Source organism: Arthrobacter sp. FW306-2-2C-D06B (assembly GCF_021789175.1).
In the GTDB taxonomy this organism is placed as follows: Bacteria; Actinomycetota; Actinomycetes; order Actinomycetales; family Micrococcaceae; genus Arthrobacter.
On the sequence record NZ_CP084560.1, the window covers coordinates 2919720 to 2934700 of the forward strand.

General features: G+C 64.2%; 14 protein-coding genes and 2 tRNA genes. 4 read left to right on the forward strand and 12 right to left on the reverse strand.

Annotated features, from left to right (window positions below):
- Window positions 1-138: 138 nt before the first annotated feature.
- The gene (leuD, locus tag LFT47_RS13615; RefSeq protein ID WP_078108589.1) at window positions 139-741 is read right to left on the reverse strand and encodes a 3-isopropylmalate dehydratase small subunit; all 603 of its coding nucleotides are present in this window, start codon (window positions 739-741) and stop codon (window positions 139-141) included.
- A 9-nt stretch (window positions 742-750) separates the two neighbouring features.
- Window positions 751-2205 carry a 3-isopropylmalate dehydratase large subunit gene (leuC, locus tag LFT47_RS13620; RefSeq protein ID WP_236811567.1) on the reverse strand — a complete coding sequence of 485 codons (1455 nt, stop codon included), beginning with the start codon at window positions 2203-2205 and terminating at the stop codon, window positions 751-753.
- A gap of 112 nt (window positions 2206-2317) precedes the next feature.
- Here leuC and LFT47_RS13625 point away from each other — a divergent pair, with 112 nt between their 5' ends.
- Both LFT47_RS13625 and LFT47_RS13630 read left to right on the forward strand, forming a co-directional pair.
- Window positions 2318-3037: an IclR family transcriptional regulator gene (locus tag LFT47_RS13625; protein ID WP_028264661.1), complete on the forward strand. Its 720-nt coding sequence runs from the start codon at window positions 2318-2320 to the stop codon at window positions 3035-3037.
- A gap of 66 nt (window positions 3038-3103) precedes the next feature.
- A complete protein-coding gene (locus LFT47_RS13630) occupies window positions 3104-3661 on the forward strand; it encodes a DUF1697 domain-containing protein (RefSeq protein WP_236811569.1) in 558 nt (185 codons plus the stop codon).
- Window positions 3662-3855: 194 nt separating this feature from the next.
- Here the strand turns inward: LFT47_RS13630 and LFT47_RS13635 are convergent.
- Both LFT47_RS13635 and LFT47_RS13640 read right to left on the reverse strand, forming a co-directional pair.
- Window positions 3856-3928: transfer RNA gene (locus tag LFT47_RS13635), tRNA-Glu, on the reverse strand.
- Between the two features lie 139 nt (window positions 3929-4067).
- Window positions 4068-4139 (reverse strand) — tRNA-Gln (locus tag LFT47_RS13640).
- Between the two features lie 341 nt (window positions 4140-4480).
- Here LFT47_RS13640 and LFT47_RS13645 point away from each other — a divergent pair.
- Window positions 4481-5944 (forward strand): hypothetical protein, encoded by a 1464-nt coding sequence (locus tag LFT47_RS13645; protein WP_236811571.1) that lies wholly within the window; start codon window positions 4481-4483, stop codon window positions 5942-5944.
- An 11-nt stretch (window positions 5945-5955) separates the two neighbouring features.
- On the opposite strand, the gene LFT47_RS13650 is transcribed toward LFT47_RS13645, so the two are convergent.
- The 4 genes from LFT47_RS13650 to LFT47_RS13665 all read right to left on the reverse strand — a co-directional run bounded on the left by LFT47_RS13650 (window position 5956) and on the right by LFT47_RS13665 (window position 9939).
- Entirely contained in the window at window positions 5956-6669 is a 714-nt protein-coding gene (locus LFT47_RS13650) for an HAD family hydrolase (RefSeq protein WP_236811573.1), read from the reverse strand.
- 12 nt (window positions 6670-6681) lie between these two features.
- Complete coding sequence (gene gltX, locus LFT47_RS13655) at window positions 6682-8196, reverse strand: glutamate--tRNA ligase (RefSeq protein ID WP_236811579.1); 1515 nt, start codon at window positions 8194-8196, stop codon at window positions 6682-6684.
- Between the two features lie 111 nt (window positions 8197-8307).
- Window positions 8308-9084, reverse strand: coding sequence for a fumarylacetoacetate hydrolase family protein (locus LFT47_RS13660; protein WP_236811581.1), 777 nt, complete (start codon window positions 9082-9084; stop codon window positions 8308-8310).
- A 72-nt stretch (window positions 9085-9156) separates the two neighbouring features.
- Window positions 9157-9939, reverse strand: a complete 783-nt coding sequence (locus LFT47_RS13665) for an MBL fold metallo-hydrolase (protein WP_236811583.1) — start codon at window positions 9937-9939, stop codon at window positions 9157-9159.
- A 139-nt stretch (window positions 9940-10078) separates the two neighbouring features.
- Between LFT47_RS13665 and LFT47_RS13670 the strand changes: the two genes are divergently transcribed.
- Complete coding sequence (locus LFT47_RS13670; RefSeq protein WP_236811592.1) at window positions 10079-10810, forward strand: SGNH/GDSL hydrolase family protein; 732 nt, start codon at window positions 10079-10081, stop codon at window positions 10808-10810.
- A 59-nt stretch (window positions 10811-10869) separates the two neighbouring features.
- On the opposite strand, the gene LFT47_RS13675 is transcribed toward LFT47_RS13670, so the two are convergent.
- The 4 genes from LFT47_RS13675 to LFT47_RS13690 all read right to left on the reverse strand — a co-directional run bounded on the left by LFT47_RS13675 (window position 10870) and on the right by LFT47_RS13690 (window position 14903).
- The gene (locus LFT47_RS13675) at window positions 10870-11982 is read right to left on the reverse strand and encodes a branched-chain amino acid aminotransferase (RefSeq protein ID WP_236811593.1); all 1113 of its coding nucleotides are present in this window, start codon (window positions 11980-11982) and stop codon (window positions 10870-10872) included.
- Between the two features lie 136 nt (window positions 11983-12118).
- A complete protein-coding gene (locus LFT47_RS13680; RefSeq protein ID WP_442863395.1) occupies window positions 12119-13183 on the reverse strand; it encodes a 3-isopropylmalate dehydrogenase in 1065 nt (354 codons plus the stop codon).
- 107 nt (window positions 13184-13290) lie between these two features.
- Window positions 13291-13995, reverse strand: a complete 705-nt coding sequence (locus tag LFT47_RS13685; protein WP_236811594.1) for a class F sortase — start codon at window positions 13993-13995, stop codon at window positions 13291-13293.
- Window positions 13996-14066: 71 nt separating this feature from the next.
- Entirely contained in the window at window positions 14067-14903 is an 837-nt protein-coding gene (locus tag LFT47_RS13690; RefSeq protein WP_236811596.1) for a hypothetical protein, read from the reverse strand.
- Window positions 14904-14981 lie beyond the last annotated feature (78 nt).

Consider the following 14981-nt stretch of genomic DNA (forward strand, 5'->3'; position numbering starts at 1 on the left):
TCACTTACGGCCCATGTTGCCGCACGGCATGGGCCGTAAGTGACCCCGCGTTCGTGCCCGGCGAACCGAAAAGGACCGGCGCACCCGTTCTTTCGGGTGCGCCGGTCCTTTCAAGGTGCGGCAGCCAGTTGATGCGAGCTACTGGATTCGTGCCGGCAGGGTTTTCGGCTTGAAGGAAGGCCTCGTGGCCTCGTAGGCCGTGATGTCTTCCTCGTGCTGGAGCGTCAGTCCGATGTCATCCAGGCCTTCCAGGAGGCGCCAACGGGTGTAGTCATCGATCTCGAACGGTGCCACGACGTTTCCGCACTCGACGGTCTTGGACACGAGGTCCACCTTGACTTCGGTGCCGGGCGCGTTTTCGAGCACCTTCCAGATGAGCTCGATGTCGTCCTGGGCAAGCTCGGCCGCCAGGAGGCCTTGCTTTCCCGAGTTGCCGCGGAAAATATCCGCGAACCGGGAGGAGAGTACGGCTTTGAACCCGTAATCCTTCAGTGCCCAGACTGCGTGCTCCCGGGACGAACCGGTACCGAAATCGGGTCCAGCCACAAGTACGGAGCCGGCGTTGAACGGTTCCTGGTTCAGGATGAAGGACGGGTCCTTGCGCCACGCTGAGAACAGCGCGTCTTCGAAACCGGTACGGGTAATCCGCTTCAGGTAAACCGCTGGGATGATCTGGTCCGTGTCCACATTGCTCTGGCGCAGCGGGACACCGATGCCGGTGTGGGTGGTGAACTTTTCCATGGGGCCCTCCTAGGCGGCGTCGGTGGTGGTGGATGCGGAAACAGAGGCGGGCTCCAGGTCCGAAGGCGAGCTCAGCGTTCCGCGTACTGCCGTGGCTGCAGCGACGACCGGCGAAACCAAGTGGGTGCGGCCGCCCTTGCCTTGTCGCCCCTCGAAGTTACGGTTCGAGGTGGATGCGCAGCGCTCCCCCGGTTCCAGCTGGTCCGGATTCATGCCCAGGCACATGGAGCAGCCGGCAAAGCGCCATTCAGCGCCGAATTCCTTGAACACCTTGTCCAGGCCCTCTGCTTCGGCTTCCAGGCGAACGCGTGCCGAGCCGGGGACCACGAGCATCCGGACCTGCGGGTCCTTTTCCCGCCCGCGGATGACATCGGCGGCGGCGCGGAGGTCCTCGATGCGGGAGTTGGTGCAGGATCCGAGGAAGACCGTGTCCACCCGGATGTCCTTCATGGGTGTCCCGGCTTCGAGGCCCATGTACTGCAGCGCGCGCTCGGCCGCCAGCTTGGCGTTCTCGTCACCGAAGTCGCCGGGGAACGGTACCGCTTCGTTGAGTGAAATGCCCTGGCCCGGGTTGGTTCCCCAGGTCACGAACGGTTCCAAGGTATCGGCGTCGAGGTCCACCTCGACATCGAAAGTGGCGTCGTCGTCGGTGTGCAGCGTGTTCCAGTATTCGACGGCGGCATCCCACTCCTCGCCCTGCGGGGCGTGCGGGCGGCCGTACATGTAGTCGTAGGTCGTCTGGTCCGGAGCCACCAAGCCAGCGCGGGCTCCGGCTTCGATGGACATGTTGCAGATGGTCATGCGGGCATCCATGGAGAGCGCCCGGATGGCCGAGCCACGGTACTCCAGCACGTAGCCCTGGCCGCCGCCTGTGCCGATCTTGGCGATGACTGCGAGGATGATGTCCTTCGCCGAGACGCCAGGGCGCAGGGTGCCTTCAACGTTGATGGCCATGGTCTTGAATGGCTTGAGGGACAGCGTCTGGGTGGCCATGACATGTTCCACCTCGGAGGTGCCGATGCCCATGGCGAGCGCTCCGAAGGCGCCGTGGGTCGAGGTGTGCGAATCGCCGCAAACTACTGTCATGCCGGGCTGGGTGAGGCCCAGCTGCGGGCCGACGACGTGCACAATGCCTTGTTCGGCGTCGCCGAGCGAGTGCAGGCGGACTCCGAACTCCTTGCAGTTGTTGCGCAGGGTCTGGATCTGGGTGCGGCTGGTCAGGTCGGCGATCGGCTTGTCGATGTCCAGCGTCGGTGTGTTGTGGTCTTCAGTGGCGATGGTGAGGTCGGGGCGGCGCAGGGGGCGTCCGGCCAGGCGCAAGCCCTCGAAGGCCTGCGGTGAGGTCACCTCATGCACGAGGTGCAGGTCGATGAACAGAAGATCGGGCTGGGCGTTGGCTCCTTCGCCTTCGCCCTTGCGCACCACGTGCGCATCCCAAACTTTCTCGGCCAGTGTCTTTCCCACGGCCTGCTCCCTTCACTGCGGTTGGCTTGACTACTTCCACTGAACATCAGCGATCCGAACTGCGCCAGCGAAACAACTTGCATCTCAGATATTGAGACGGCAATATCATTACATGGACAATTCTAGTGGAGTCGGCGTCATCGATAAAGCGGCCCAGGTGCTCGACGCTCTTGAGGCGGGGCCAACCACCTTGGCCCAACTTGTGGCAGCAACAGGGCTGGCCCGCCCCACCGTGCACCGGCTGGCGCTCGCCCTCGTCCACCACCGCCTCGTGAGCCGCGACATCCAGGGCCGTTTTGTCCTCGGCAGCCGCCTTGTTGAGCTTGCTTCGGCGGCTGGCGAAGACCGGCTCATCGCTTCTGCGGGCCCGGTCTTGATCCAATTGCGCGACGCCACGGGAGAGAGCGCCCAAATCTTCCGACGTCAGGGCGACTGGCGCGTCTGCGTTGCCTCGGCCGAACGCCCCATCGGGCTGCGCGACACCATTCCCGTGGGCACCCAACTCTCCATGAAGGCCGGCTCCGCCGCCCAGATCCTGCTGGCGTGGGAAGACCACGACCGCCTCCTGGACGGACTTCAGAACGCCCGGTTCACTCCGACCGTCCTGGCAGGAGTACGACGCCGGGGCTGGGCCCAGAGCCTCGGCGAACGCGAACCTGGAGTCGCCTCGGTCTCCGCACCCGTGCGCGGCCCTTCCGGCCGCGTCATTGCCGCAGTGTCCATCTCCGGCCCCATCGAGCGCCTGACCCGCCAGCCGGGACGTCTGCATGCCGAAGTCGTCTGCAACGCCGCCCGGGTATTGACTGAAGCCCTGCGCAAGAACAACGACTAAGCGCTTCCCGTTTCCAGCCGATTCCCACCGGCGCCCCTGCTTGATGGGCGAAGGTAGGGTAGGCGCATGAACAGCTTTGCCGTGTTCCTGCGTGGAATCAACGTGGGCGGGATCAACATCAAGATGGCCGACCTCAAAGCAGCCCTCAAGGCGTACCCTTTCGCCGACGTCAAGACCCTGCTGGCCAGTGGCAACGTCGTGCTCCAGAGCGAGCTCGACGCCTCGGCAGTCAAGGATGAGTTTGAAAAGTGCTTGAGGGAAGCATTCGGTTATGACGCCTGGGTGGTGGTCCTGACTGCCGAACGGGTTGCCGAATTGGTGGAAGCCTGCCCCTATCCGGCCGACGACAAAACGACGCACAGCTACATCACCCTCGCCTCGGACGCGGCAATGTTGGACGAACTATTCGACGCCGGCACAGCCCTCGGCTCCGCCGGGGAGGGCGGCGTCGATCAAGTCCGGCTGGGTCCCGAGGCCTCGGCCTGGCTTGCCCCGGCGGGAGGGACCCTGGACAGCCCGTTCAGCAAGCTCTCCGCAAAGGCCCGCTACAAAGCGAGCACCACCACCCGGAACCTGCGCACGCTCATCAAGGTCAGGGACGCCGTAAAGGCCCTCCAGAAGTAAGAATGAGCTGCCACCAGTACCGTTCTCCCCTCTTTTGAGATGGGAAAGCGTTTGCGACACGGCGAGTCGCGTCATTCCCGGGCTTTCGCGCCGCAAACAAGGGGAGGAAGGTACGGCGCACGAGGGTTCTGAGGGTCCTCCTTGAGGCAAAGAAAAATCCCCCGGAACCTGTTGGTTCCGGGGGATTCGATTTGTGACCCCAGCGGGATTCGAACCCGCGTTACCGCCGTGAGAGGGCAGCGTACTAGGCCGCTATACGATGGGGCCCTGCACTCCAATTACTGCATTTTGAATGCCGCTTCCGGCATTCAAGCTGAATGAGTATTTCATACATCCAACTTTGTTTCAAATCGGCGAACCGTTTCGAAATCCCGAATTACCGCACTAATGTGTGGATTATCAGGAGCTGGGATACCAGGACTCGAACCTAGAATGACGGTACCAGAAACCGTAGTGTTGCCAATTACACCATATCCCATTGGCACTTTTAGGCCGGATTCGAAGGCGTAAACCTTCGCTCCGTGCCCCTCAGCACGAGTAATTACTTTACCCGAGACTTTCGATGCGCACAAATCGAGAACACGCGCCCGCGTCCACGTCGGTGCACACCTCAGCGATCCGCCCACCTGGATCCCGGCGTGAAAAACCCTTGCAATCCACGGGATCTTAGGTTTACTCTCGGTAAGTTACCAATCGGTAACCAACGTCACACACTTGTTTCGTGGCACAGCTGCAGGCCGAATCGCCTGTTAGCTGCGTCACATGGGGGGATCCTCGGCAGCAGCGCCGCTGTCGGGAAGTCATCGAGAGGAACTGCCCATGACACCGAACCCTGCAATTGCCACCAGAACACGAAGCCGTGCCCAGATAATTGCTATTGCCGTGCTCGCACTCCTGCTCATCGCGCTCCTTGGCTTCTATACCTTGGTCATGGGGAAGATCGCGACGGGGTCGGCGCAGCTCAATGACGGCGCTGGCCAGGCGTCTGCCGGTGCCGGCCAACTGAAGGACGGCGCGGCAAGGCTCGCAGGCGGCGCCGCGGAAGCCGGGACAGGTGCGGCCAAGCTGGCGGATGGCGCGTCGAAAGTCCAGAACGGAATCCAGGCCAAGCTGGCTCCTGGAGCCCAGCAGCTGAAGGATGGAGCCGACAAACTCGCCACGGGGGCCGTGAAGATCCAGAATGACGTCAACGCCAAGCTTGCACCGGGAGTCTACAAGGTGGACGACGGCGCGCAGCAGCTCGCAGCCGGTGCCGTACAGCTTTCCGCGGCGCTGACCCCGACGCCGGGCGGCAACGCTGAAAACAATCTCGGCGACGGCGCCACTCAACTAAACACCGGTGCGAACCAGCTCAACAACGGAGCCGCCCAGCTCAACGCCGGTGCTGCCCAACTCGACGCGGGCGCTTCGAGGCTCGCGGCGGGCACCGATCAGCTCAAAGGTTACCCGGGGGCGGGAGACGATCCCACCAAGGGAACAGGCTCGGCCGCGTTGGCCCAAGGACTCCAGCAGCTCGCCGACGCCGCCAACGGCATCCAGGGTGTGGTGCCCCTGGCAACGCTGAAGGCGCAAATCAATGCGCTCAACGACGGTGCGCATCGCCTTGACGCCGGAGCCTCGCAATTGCAGGCCGGAGCGGGCCAGCTTTCGGCTGGGGCGGCGCAACTGCACGACGGCACCGGGCGGCTCGCAGACGGCACCGGGAAGCTCGCGGCAGGGACCGGCAAGCTGACGGCCGGTTTCGCCACGCTCGCCCAGAAGCTCAACAGCCAGGATCCAGCGTCCCCGGGCGTGGTTCTGGGAACCCAAATGCTCGCCGATGGAACCGCAAAGATCCGCGTGGGCATGGATGGCGTACCTGGCGACCCTGAGCACCCGGGTCTCCTCAAGGCCACGGCCAGCATGACGGACGGAACTTCCCGCTTGGCTGCAGGCACGGACTCGTTGATGACGGGCATCAAGGGCAGCCCTGCCGATCCCTCCTCCCCCGGTCTCCTGGACGGTTCCACCGCGTTGGCGGCGGGCGCCTCCAAGTTGTCCGATGGAAATGCCAAACTGGCCGCGGGCTCAGCCCAGTTGTCCACCGGTGCCGAAAAACTCGCGGACGGAAATGCGCGAATCGCGGCGGGCACAGCGGAACTGCATCAGGGAGCGGCGGCGGTGTCGCCGTCGAGCATGGCCGAAAAGTCCGATACCGGCACGGCGCTCGGACTTGTGGGCGTCCTGGGGGCGGGTTCCGTCGGAACGTTCGTTTTCCTGCGGAAGTTCCGGCTGGGCGCGTAGCTGCAGAAGCCTTAGGCGAGCAGTCGCGTCAAGGCGTCTATTTCCCGGCCGGAAAAGTCGGAGGCGAGCTCACCTGTGCGGTTCAACCAGATGCCCAGCAATCCGGCGGCAGTGGCGCCTTCGGCGTCGAGAAGGCGGTTGTCGCCCACAAAAAGGGTCTCGGCCGGGTTGGTGCCCAAGCGACGGACCCCTTCCAGGTAAATGGCGGGGTCGGGCTTGGGCACGCCTACGGTGTCGGTTCCGACAAGGACCGACACCCGGGCGAGTCCCGCACTGTCGAGCTTGACCCGCTGGTAGTCGTGGACGTTGTTGCTCACGGCGCCATAGGGGATGCCCACGGCGTCGAGTGCGTCGAGGACGGGCAGGACATCGCTGAAGGCCCTGACATAACTGGGCTGCAGGCGGGAGTAGTCATTGAGCCACGTATGGGAGTCCTCGCCGCCGAGTTCCACGCCGAAATGCCCCAGGGCCGCACGGCCGCGCAGGAGGCGCTGCTCGTTGAACGTCAACTCGCCGGCGAGGTACCGGTCATAGAAGTGCGTGGTTTCGTGCGTGAAGATCCGTCCGAACTTCTCCCACCCGGCCTGGTCCAGGCCGGGCAGGAGGTGTTCGCTCACGTCACGGAGGGCCGTGGTCATGGCGTACTCGAGATCCACCAAGGTGTCGTCGATGTCGAACAGGACACCCCGGACCGTGCCGAATGACTCATGAAGTGCGCTGATCACGGAGTGCCTGATCTAGCCGCGGAACGCGCGCAAGCGGGTGAGCGAGGAATCCTTGCCCAGGATGACCATCGATTCGAACAGCGGCGGCGAGATGCGGCGGCCGGAGATTGCCGAGCGCACCGGGCCGAACGCGAGGCGCGGCTTGATGCCCAGGTCCTCCACCAAGGCCTGCTTGAGCGCTGCCTGGATGCTCTCTGCGGTCCAGTCGGCGAGGGGTTCGAGCGCAGCCAACGCGGCGTCCAGCACCTCACCCAGGTTCTCGGGGAGTCCCTTGCGGGCGTCGTCGGCGACGTCGATCGCGTCGTCGTTCTTGAAAAGGAAGGCGAGCATCTCGGGAGCCTCGCCCAGCAGGGTGATCCGTTCCTGGATCAGCGGCGCGGACTCGGCAAGTATCTCTTCCTGGCGCGGAGTCAGGATCTCCCCCACGAAGCCTGCGGCGCGCAGGTACGGCACGAGCCGCTGACGGAAATCCTCCGGAGTGAGCATGCGCACGTGCGTTCCGTTAATGGCTTCGGCCTTCTTGATATCGAAGCGCGCCGGGTTGCCCAGGACGTCGTGGATGTCGAAGTTGGCCACGAGCTGCTCGACGGTGAAGATGTCCTCGTCGGCGCTCAGGGACCAGCCCAGGAGGGACAAGTAGTTGAGCAATCCTTCGCGGATGAAGCCGCGTTCACGGTGCAGGAAGAGGCTGGATTCCGGATCACGCTTGGATAGCTTCTTGTTGCCCTGGCCCATGACGTAGGGAAGGTGGCCGAACTCGGGCATGTACTCGGCCACACCGATGGCGTAGAGCGCCCGGTAGAGGGCGATCTGCCGCGGAGTGGAGCTGAGCAGGTCTTCGCCGCGCAGGACGTGCGTGATCCCCATGAGTGCGTCGTCAACGGGGTTCACGAGCGTGTACAGCGGGGCGCCGTTGGCGCGCACCACGGCGAAGTCGGGCACGGATCCGGCCTTGAACGTGATCTCCCCGCGCACAAGGTCGTTGAAGGTCAGGTCTTCGTCCGGCATGCGCAGGCGCAACACGGCATTACGGCCCTCGGCCTTGTACTGGGCGAGCTGTTCCTCGGTGACGTGGCGGTCAAAGCCGTCGTACCCGAGCTTCGGATCCCGGCCCGCGGCCCGGTGCCGTGCTTCGATCTCCTCGGGAGTGGAGTACGACTCATAGATATGACCGCCGGCTTTGAGTTTGGCGATGACGTCCTGGTACATGTCGCTGCGCTGCGACTGGCGGTACGGTTCGTGCGGCCCGCCAACCTCGACGCCCTCGTCCCAATCGATGCCGAGCCACTTCAACGCGTCAAGCAGTTGGTGATAGCTTTCCTCGCTGTCGCGGGCCGAGTCCGTGTCCTCGATCCGGAAAATCAGTTTGCCACCGGTGTGCCGTGCGTAGGCCCAGTTGAAGAGGGCCGTACGGATCAACCCAACGTGCGGAGTTCCCGTGGGTGAGGGGCAGAACCGGACGCGGACCGGGGTTTCAGCGTTCACGGCAGGAATGGCGGCAGAGTTCGACGCAGCAACAGTAGTCATAATGGTTCCAACTTTACCCCGTGGAACCAGCCCGTCTTCCCGCTTTAACGCCCGACGGCGGCCGCCCGCCCAAGAGGCGGGTGCCGCCGTCGAACACGCCTCGTTGGTTGCCTACCGGCGGACTACCGGGTTGGACAAGCGGCCGATGCCTTCGATCTCGATCTCATAGCGGTCGCCCTCCTGGACCAGGCCGACGCCGGCCGGAGTCCCGGTCATGATGACATCGCCCGGAAGCAGGGTGAAAGCCTGCGAAACGATGGACACCAGCTCCCGAACGCTGCGAATCATCTGGTTCGTGCTGCCGTCCTGGCGGAGCTCACCATTGAGCCACCCCTTGATGGCCAGGTCCTCGGGGTCGAGTTCCGTCTCGATCCACGGGCCGAGCGGCGCGGACGTGTCGAAGCCCTTGGCACGCGCCCACTGCAGGTCCGTCTTCTGGACGTCGCGGGCCGTGAGGTCGTTTCCGCAGGTGTAACCGAAAATGACATCCTCCACGCGATCTTCGGGCACATCCTTGCAGATGCGGCCAATGACAACGCAGAGTTCCGCCTCAAAGGAGACTTCCTCCGAGAACTCAGGCAACACGATCGGATCGTTGGGGCCAACGACGGCGGTGTTCGGCTTCAGGAACAACAAGGGGTGCTGCGGAACTTCGTTACCGAGTTCCCGGGCGTGCTCTGCGAAGTTCCGTCCGACGCCGATCACCTTGCTGCGCGGAATGATCGGTGCCAGCAGGCGCACGTCTTCCAGCTTGTGGCGGACCGAGGTCCGCTCGACGCCGTTGAAGAAGGGGTCGCCGTGGATAACAGTGATGACTTCACTGCCGGGCTCACCTTCGACGACGCCGTAGACGGGATCAGAATCAACAACAAACCGGGCGATACGCATGGTTTCTAGCGTACCTTCCGTACGCGGTCGGTGAGCGCGGCCGGTACGCGCGCCGGCTGCGGACAGTGTCCGCTAGCCTCGCAGATAGTCCAATTGCGCCGCCACCGACGTTTCAGCGGCCCACCGCACGGAAGGATCGACGTCGGGATACACCGCGTCGGTGACGGCCGGGACCCCGGCTTGGGCCCCGAGCCGCGCGAGTGCTTCGCGGATCTGGTCCAGTCGCATCTCCCTATGGGCCCGGTACTCGCGGCATACGACGTCGACGGCCGGCAGCACGGGACCGTGAGCCGGCAACAGTGTTGCGGGGCCGAGGCTTTCGAGTGTGTCGAGGCTGGCGAGGTAATCCGCCAGCCTTCCATCGGGATAGTCCAGGACCGTGGTTCCGCGTCCCAGGATGGTGTCGCCCGTCAGCACGGAGCCATCGGGTCCGTCGCCGGGAAGGTGGAAGCAGACTGAATCCGAAGTATGGCCCGGCGTGGCAAGCACGCGGATCTCAACACCCGCAGCCTCGATGACCTCGCCACCCCGCAACGGTTCGCCTCCGTGGCAGTGCGCCGGATCCGCCGCGCGGACGGGTGCGCCGGTGGTTTCGTGGAAGCGCGCAGAGGCCTCGGTATGGTCCTTGTGGCGATGGGTGATGAGAACGAGTTCCACGGATCCTGCGGCCGCCAAGGCCGAGAGGTGCGGTTCGTCGAGGGGCCCGGGATCGACGACGACGACTCCGGCAGCGTCCGGCGCGGCAATGACGTACGAGTTGGTGCCGTCGAGGCTCATCGGACCCGGATTGGGCGCGAGCAGCGAACGGGTGAGGGGGCTGCTGTTCTGGAAAGTGGCGTCATTGACCGGATTCACTTCTCCATCTTGGCACACGCCAATGGGCCGGACCCGGCAACGGGAAACCCGGTTCCAAGAGGCAGGAACGGCACACGACGTAGCATGGTTCCAAGGAACTGGGACGGATACATGTGGACAGTTGCGGAGGAGGAGTCGGATGCGGAGTCAAACCCGACGGAGAGAATTTCTCTGGACGACGACGGCGATCGCCGCCGTCTGCCTCTCCGTCCTCGCAGTCCTCAGCGCTTGTTCCTCCGACACCGGACCCCGATCCGCCGTGGGCCAGCCCACCGTGGTGATCATCGGAGACTCCCTCAGCACAGGTCACGGCACCTCCCCTGACGATGCCTGGCCTCATCTGGTGGAGAACGATCCCGGCTTTCAACAGTTCCAAGCGACCATCGTCAATGCCGCGCATGATGGCAGCGGCTATGTCAGCGTCGGCGAGGACGGATCGACCTTCGGTTCCCAGGTGGACACAGCGGTGACCGACGGGACCCGATTGGTGTTGTTCTTTGGTTCGGAAAATGACATGGGCACCTCCCCCGGTGAAACCGAGGCTGCGGCCGCACGGGCGTTCGCCTCAGTCAAGGCCCGAGCTCCGCAAGCCGACATCCTGGTGGTCGGACCGCCGTCGTATACGCGCACGCCCGAGGCGGAAAGGCTCGACATCCGCGACCAGGACAAAGCCGCTGCCCTGAAAGCCGGGGCCGAATTCGTCGATCCGATCGCCCTCGGCTGGATCATGGACGATGCCTCGGACCTCATTGGTCCCGACGGCGATCACCCGTCCGCGGCCGGCCAGCAATATCTGCAGGCCAAAATGGAAGCGCTCATCGGACCGAGGATCCAGCAAACCAGCCCCGGGAGCGCCCCGTTCGCTGGTTAAACGGCGACGGCGACCCGCCCACCAAAGTGGGAGGCCGCCGTCGGGCGTTCTGCCGGACCTTAGGCCAGGCGGGTGAGCCAGCCGTGCTTGTCCTCGACCGTTCCGGTCTGGATGCCGAGCAACTGCTGGCGGATGGCCATGGTGGTTTCGCCCGCCTTGGCATCCTCGGAGCCGATGAACTCGGTCTTGTCCTTGAGCACGCCGATGGGCGTGATGACGGCCGCGGTTCCGCAAGCGAAGACCTCGGCGATTTCGCCGGAGGCCACACCGTCGCGCCATTCAGCGAGGGTGATCTTGCGCTCGGAAACCTCGCGGCCCATGTCCTTCGCCACCTGGATGACGGAAGAACGGGTCACACCTTCGAGGATGGTTCCGGTGAGTGCCGGGGTGACGAGTGAGCCGTCCTTCATGACGAAGAAGACGTTCATGCCCCCGAGTTCCTCGACGGCGTCGTCGTTGAAGTGGTCCAGGAAGAGGACCTGCTTGCAGCCGTTCTCTTCGGCTTCCATCTGGGCAATCAGGGATGCCGCGTAGTTTCCGCCACATTTGGCTGCACCGGTTCCGCCACGGCCGGCACGCGCGTATTCGCGGGAGATCCAGATGGATACCGGCTTGAGCTCGCCGCCGAAGTAATTGCCGGCCGGAGAAGCGATGACCCGGAAGGAGACCTCGCGGGCAGCGCGGACACCCAGGAACGCCTCAGTCGCGATCATGAACGGGCGCAAGTACAAGGCTTCGCCGTCGCCGGACGGAACCCATTCCTTGTCCGCCTGAACGAGTTCGCGGATGGCGCCAAGGAAGTATTCCTCGGGCAGTTCCGGGAGGGCCAAGCGACGGGCCGACTTGTTCAATCGGGCGGCATTGGCCTCGGGACGGAACGTCCAAACGGAACCGTCAGCATGGCGGTAAGCCTTGAGCCCTTCAAAGATCTCCTGGCCGTAGTGCAGCACTGCCGCCGAAGGATCAAGGGAAATCGGCCCGTAGGCCTCGACGCGGGCACTGTGCCAGCCGCCCTTGCCCTCGGTGTCAACGCTGTAGTCGACAATGACGGTGTTGTCGGTGAAGTAGTCGCCAAATCCCGGGTTTGCCAGGATAGCTGCACGCTCCTCAGCAGACTTCGGGGTCTCCGAGAGCTGCTGGCTGAATTCGACGCCGTGGGCAGTCTGAGTCATGTTTCCTCCAGTCGGCTACCAGGCAGAGCTGAACCATCTCTTGGAGGATATGGTTCAGCGACGGACCACGGCAGCAGGTAAATAATTCAAGTAAAGCTTACGCCCGGGTACAGACCCTAAAGTGCCAGTACAGGCCCTAAAGAGCGGCCGCGATGGCGTCGCCGATGGCCGCGGTACTGCGGCTCCCGCCATTGCGGCTTTCGATGTCAGCGACGACGGCGGCCTCGATCCTGCGGGCGGCGGTCGTGTAGCCGAGGTGGTCCAGCAACAAGGCCGCGGACAGGATGGCGGCGGTCGGATCCGCTTTTTGCTGTCCGGCGATGTCCGGGGCGGAGCCGTGGACGGGTTCGAACATGGAGGGCGCGGTGCGGTCCATGTTGATGTTGCCCGAGGCTGCCAGACCGATGCCGCCGGTGATGGCCGCTGCAAGGTCTGTGATGATGTCTCCGAAGAGGTTGTCAGTGACGATCACGTCGAAGCGGGAGGGGTCGGTCACCATGAAGATCGTCGCCGCGTCGATGTGCAGGTAGTCGTGGGTGACCTCGGGGAATTCCTTGGCCACGGCCTCGACGGTGCGCTTCCACAAGTGGCCTGCGAAGACCAGGACGTTGTGCTTGTGGACGAGGGTGACGTGCTTGCGGGGACGCTCGCTGGCGCGGCGGAAGGCGTCCCGGACGACGCGCTCGACGCCGTGGGCCGTGTTGAGCGACACTTCGGTGGCAACCTCATGGGGGGTCCCGCCGCGAAGCGTGCCGCCGTTGCCGACGTACGGACCTTCGGTGCCTTCGCGGACCACGATGAAATCGATGTTGCCGGGGTTGGCCAGCGGGCTGCCCACCGTGCCATAGAGCCGCGAGGGGCGCAGGTTCACAAAGTGGTCCAGGCTGAAGCGGAGCTTCAGCAGCATCTCGCGTTCAATGATCCCGGAAGGAATGCGGGTGTCCCCCGGGGCCGCACCGACAGCGCCGAAGAGGATGGCATCGCGGGTGCGCAGATCGGCCAGGACCTCATCCGGGAGCGTTTCGCCGGTTTCAAGCCAGTGCTGGGCTCCGAGCTTGTATTCGGTCTGTTCCAAGGTGACGCCCTCTTCGGCGACAACTTTTTCCAGGACCTTGAGGGCTTCGGCAATAACTTCGGGGCCAATGCCGTCGCCGGGAATGACAGCCAGGTTGATCGTTGCGGCGGGTTGCGTTGCGCTCATGTTTTCAGACTGCCAACGCATCCACATGTTGGTCAAAATCGTCTCACCATTTGAGCGTTCGAAAGTCGATGAATTCGGGGGGCGATGCGGAGCGCCGCCGCGAGAAGCTACCGTCCTGGAACAGGTGAAGCGACCACTGCGACGTTCTTGCCCCAGAGATCCTGCGTGTAGCAACTGATCAGAACCAGGCGGTTGGGCACCGCTGTCCAGACCGTACTGTCTTTCAAAGTCGATTTTGTGTAGGTCGTGACGGATTCGACTTTGTATGTCATCGTTCCCGTTGCCGTGACGACTTTGAGTTCATCCCCAGGGGCTGCCGCATAGCTGAGATGGTTGAACGGCGCGTCGAGGCCTTCCCAACTGTGCCCGATCACGTAGGTGGTATTCGTCGAGCCCGCTCCGGGGGTTCCGAACGGACTGAGCCAATATCCATCCATCGTTTCCGGCGGCTCAATGCTCTGCCCGCGAGCGGGGTCCGGTCGCAGCGGGTGAACCACCACATCCAGGCCAACCGCCGGGTAGGTAATGTGCAATGGGGCCGACGCCACAGGGAGGGGCGTTCCCGACGCAGTGGCAGGAGCGCCGACTGCCGCGCGGTTCACCGCGGGCTTGTCCGCAGCGGCTGGCGACGAAAGCGCCGACTGCCCTGCGTCGGACGCGGCTGGATTCGCTGAGCCGGATGCACCGTAGACCAGCCAGGACGCAAGCAGCCCCCCGACGCAAATCGCCAACAGGAGAAGATCTTTGGACCTGGTCAGCAAGCCACGGATGCCGGTTGCGCGAGGCTGCCGGGCGTAACGGTGACTTGCCATGATCACTCCCGAAGACGGAGAAGTAGGTGGATGGGTGCCGCCCTCGCATGGCGGCACCCACCGTGGTTTGCCTAGCGGTGGGCCCCTCTGGCCCGCACACCGATCCTCACGGCTGCAAACGCGGCCACTGGACTAAAGAGGCCAGTCAAGCCGACAAGCCACCCGGGGATACCCGCTTCCGTCTTCCCGCCAACGGCCGTCTGGACGTTGTAGCCCACGTTGGTGATGGGGGCGTCCGGCGCGGCTGCGGCACCGGCCGGAGTTCCGCCCGCTGCGGGGGTGGCGGCGGGAGCGGGCGCTGCCACCGGAGCTGGCGGCGCGACGACGGGTGGAACCATAGGCGTGACGGCCGGTGGCACCACTGGCTCCAGCTGCTCCACAGGACCGGCCGGACTCGACGGCGGACTCGTCGTCACCGGCGGGTTGACCACCGGATCCACCGGCGGACTCGACGGCGGACTCGTCGTCACCGGCGGGTTGACCACCGGATCCACCGGCGGACTCGTCGTCACCGGCGGGCTGACCACCGGATCCACCGGCGGACTCGTCGTCACCGGCGGGCTGACCACCGGATCCACCGGCGGACTCGTCGTCACCGGCGGGCTGACCACCGGATCCACCGGCGGCTTGACCACCAGGCAGCCGGCGTTAAGGATGGCGACGTTTTCCGTGGTGAGGTTTTGCCCGTGAGGCATGAAGTCACCCGAGTTCGCAGGAACGATGTCGTTGGTGTCAAGGACATGCTTGGACAGCGCCGACAAGCTGATGGTCACTTCTACATACGGGTTCGACGCCGAATGCGTGGCGTGGCAGATAGTGATCTTGTCTGAGGGAGCAGCATTCGCCGACACCGTGGCACCCAACAATCCCAGGCCCACGACCCCCAGAGTCGCAATAGTTCGTTTCATTTCGGTCCCTCCAACCACATCAGGTTCGAGCTGACCAAACTTTGCGGAGTAACCGTCTTCGAGACCCAGGAAAGACAA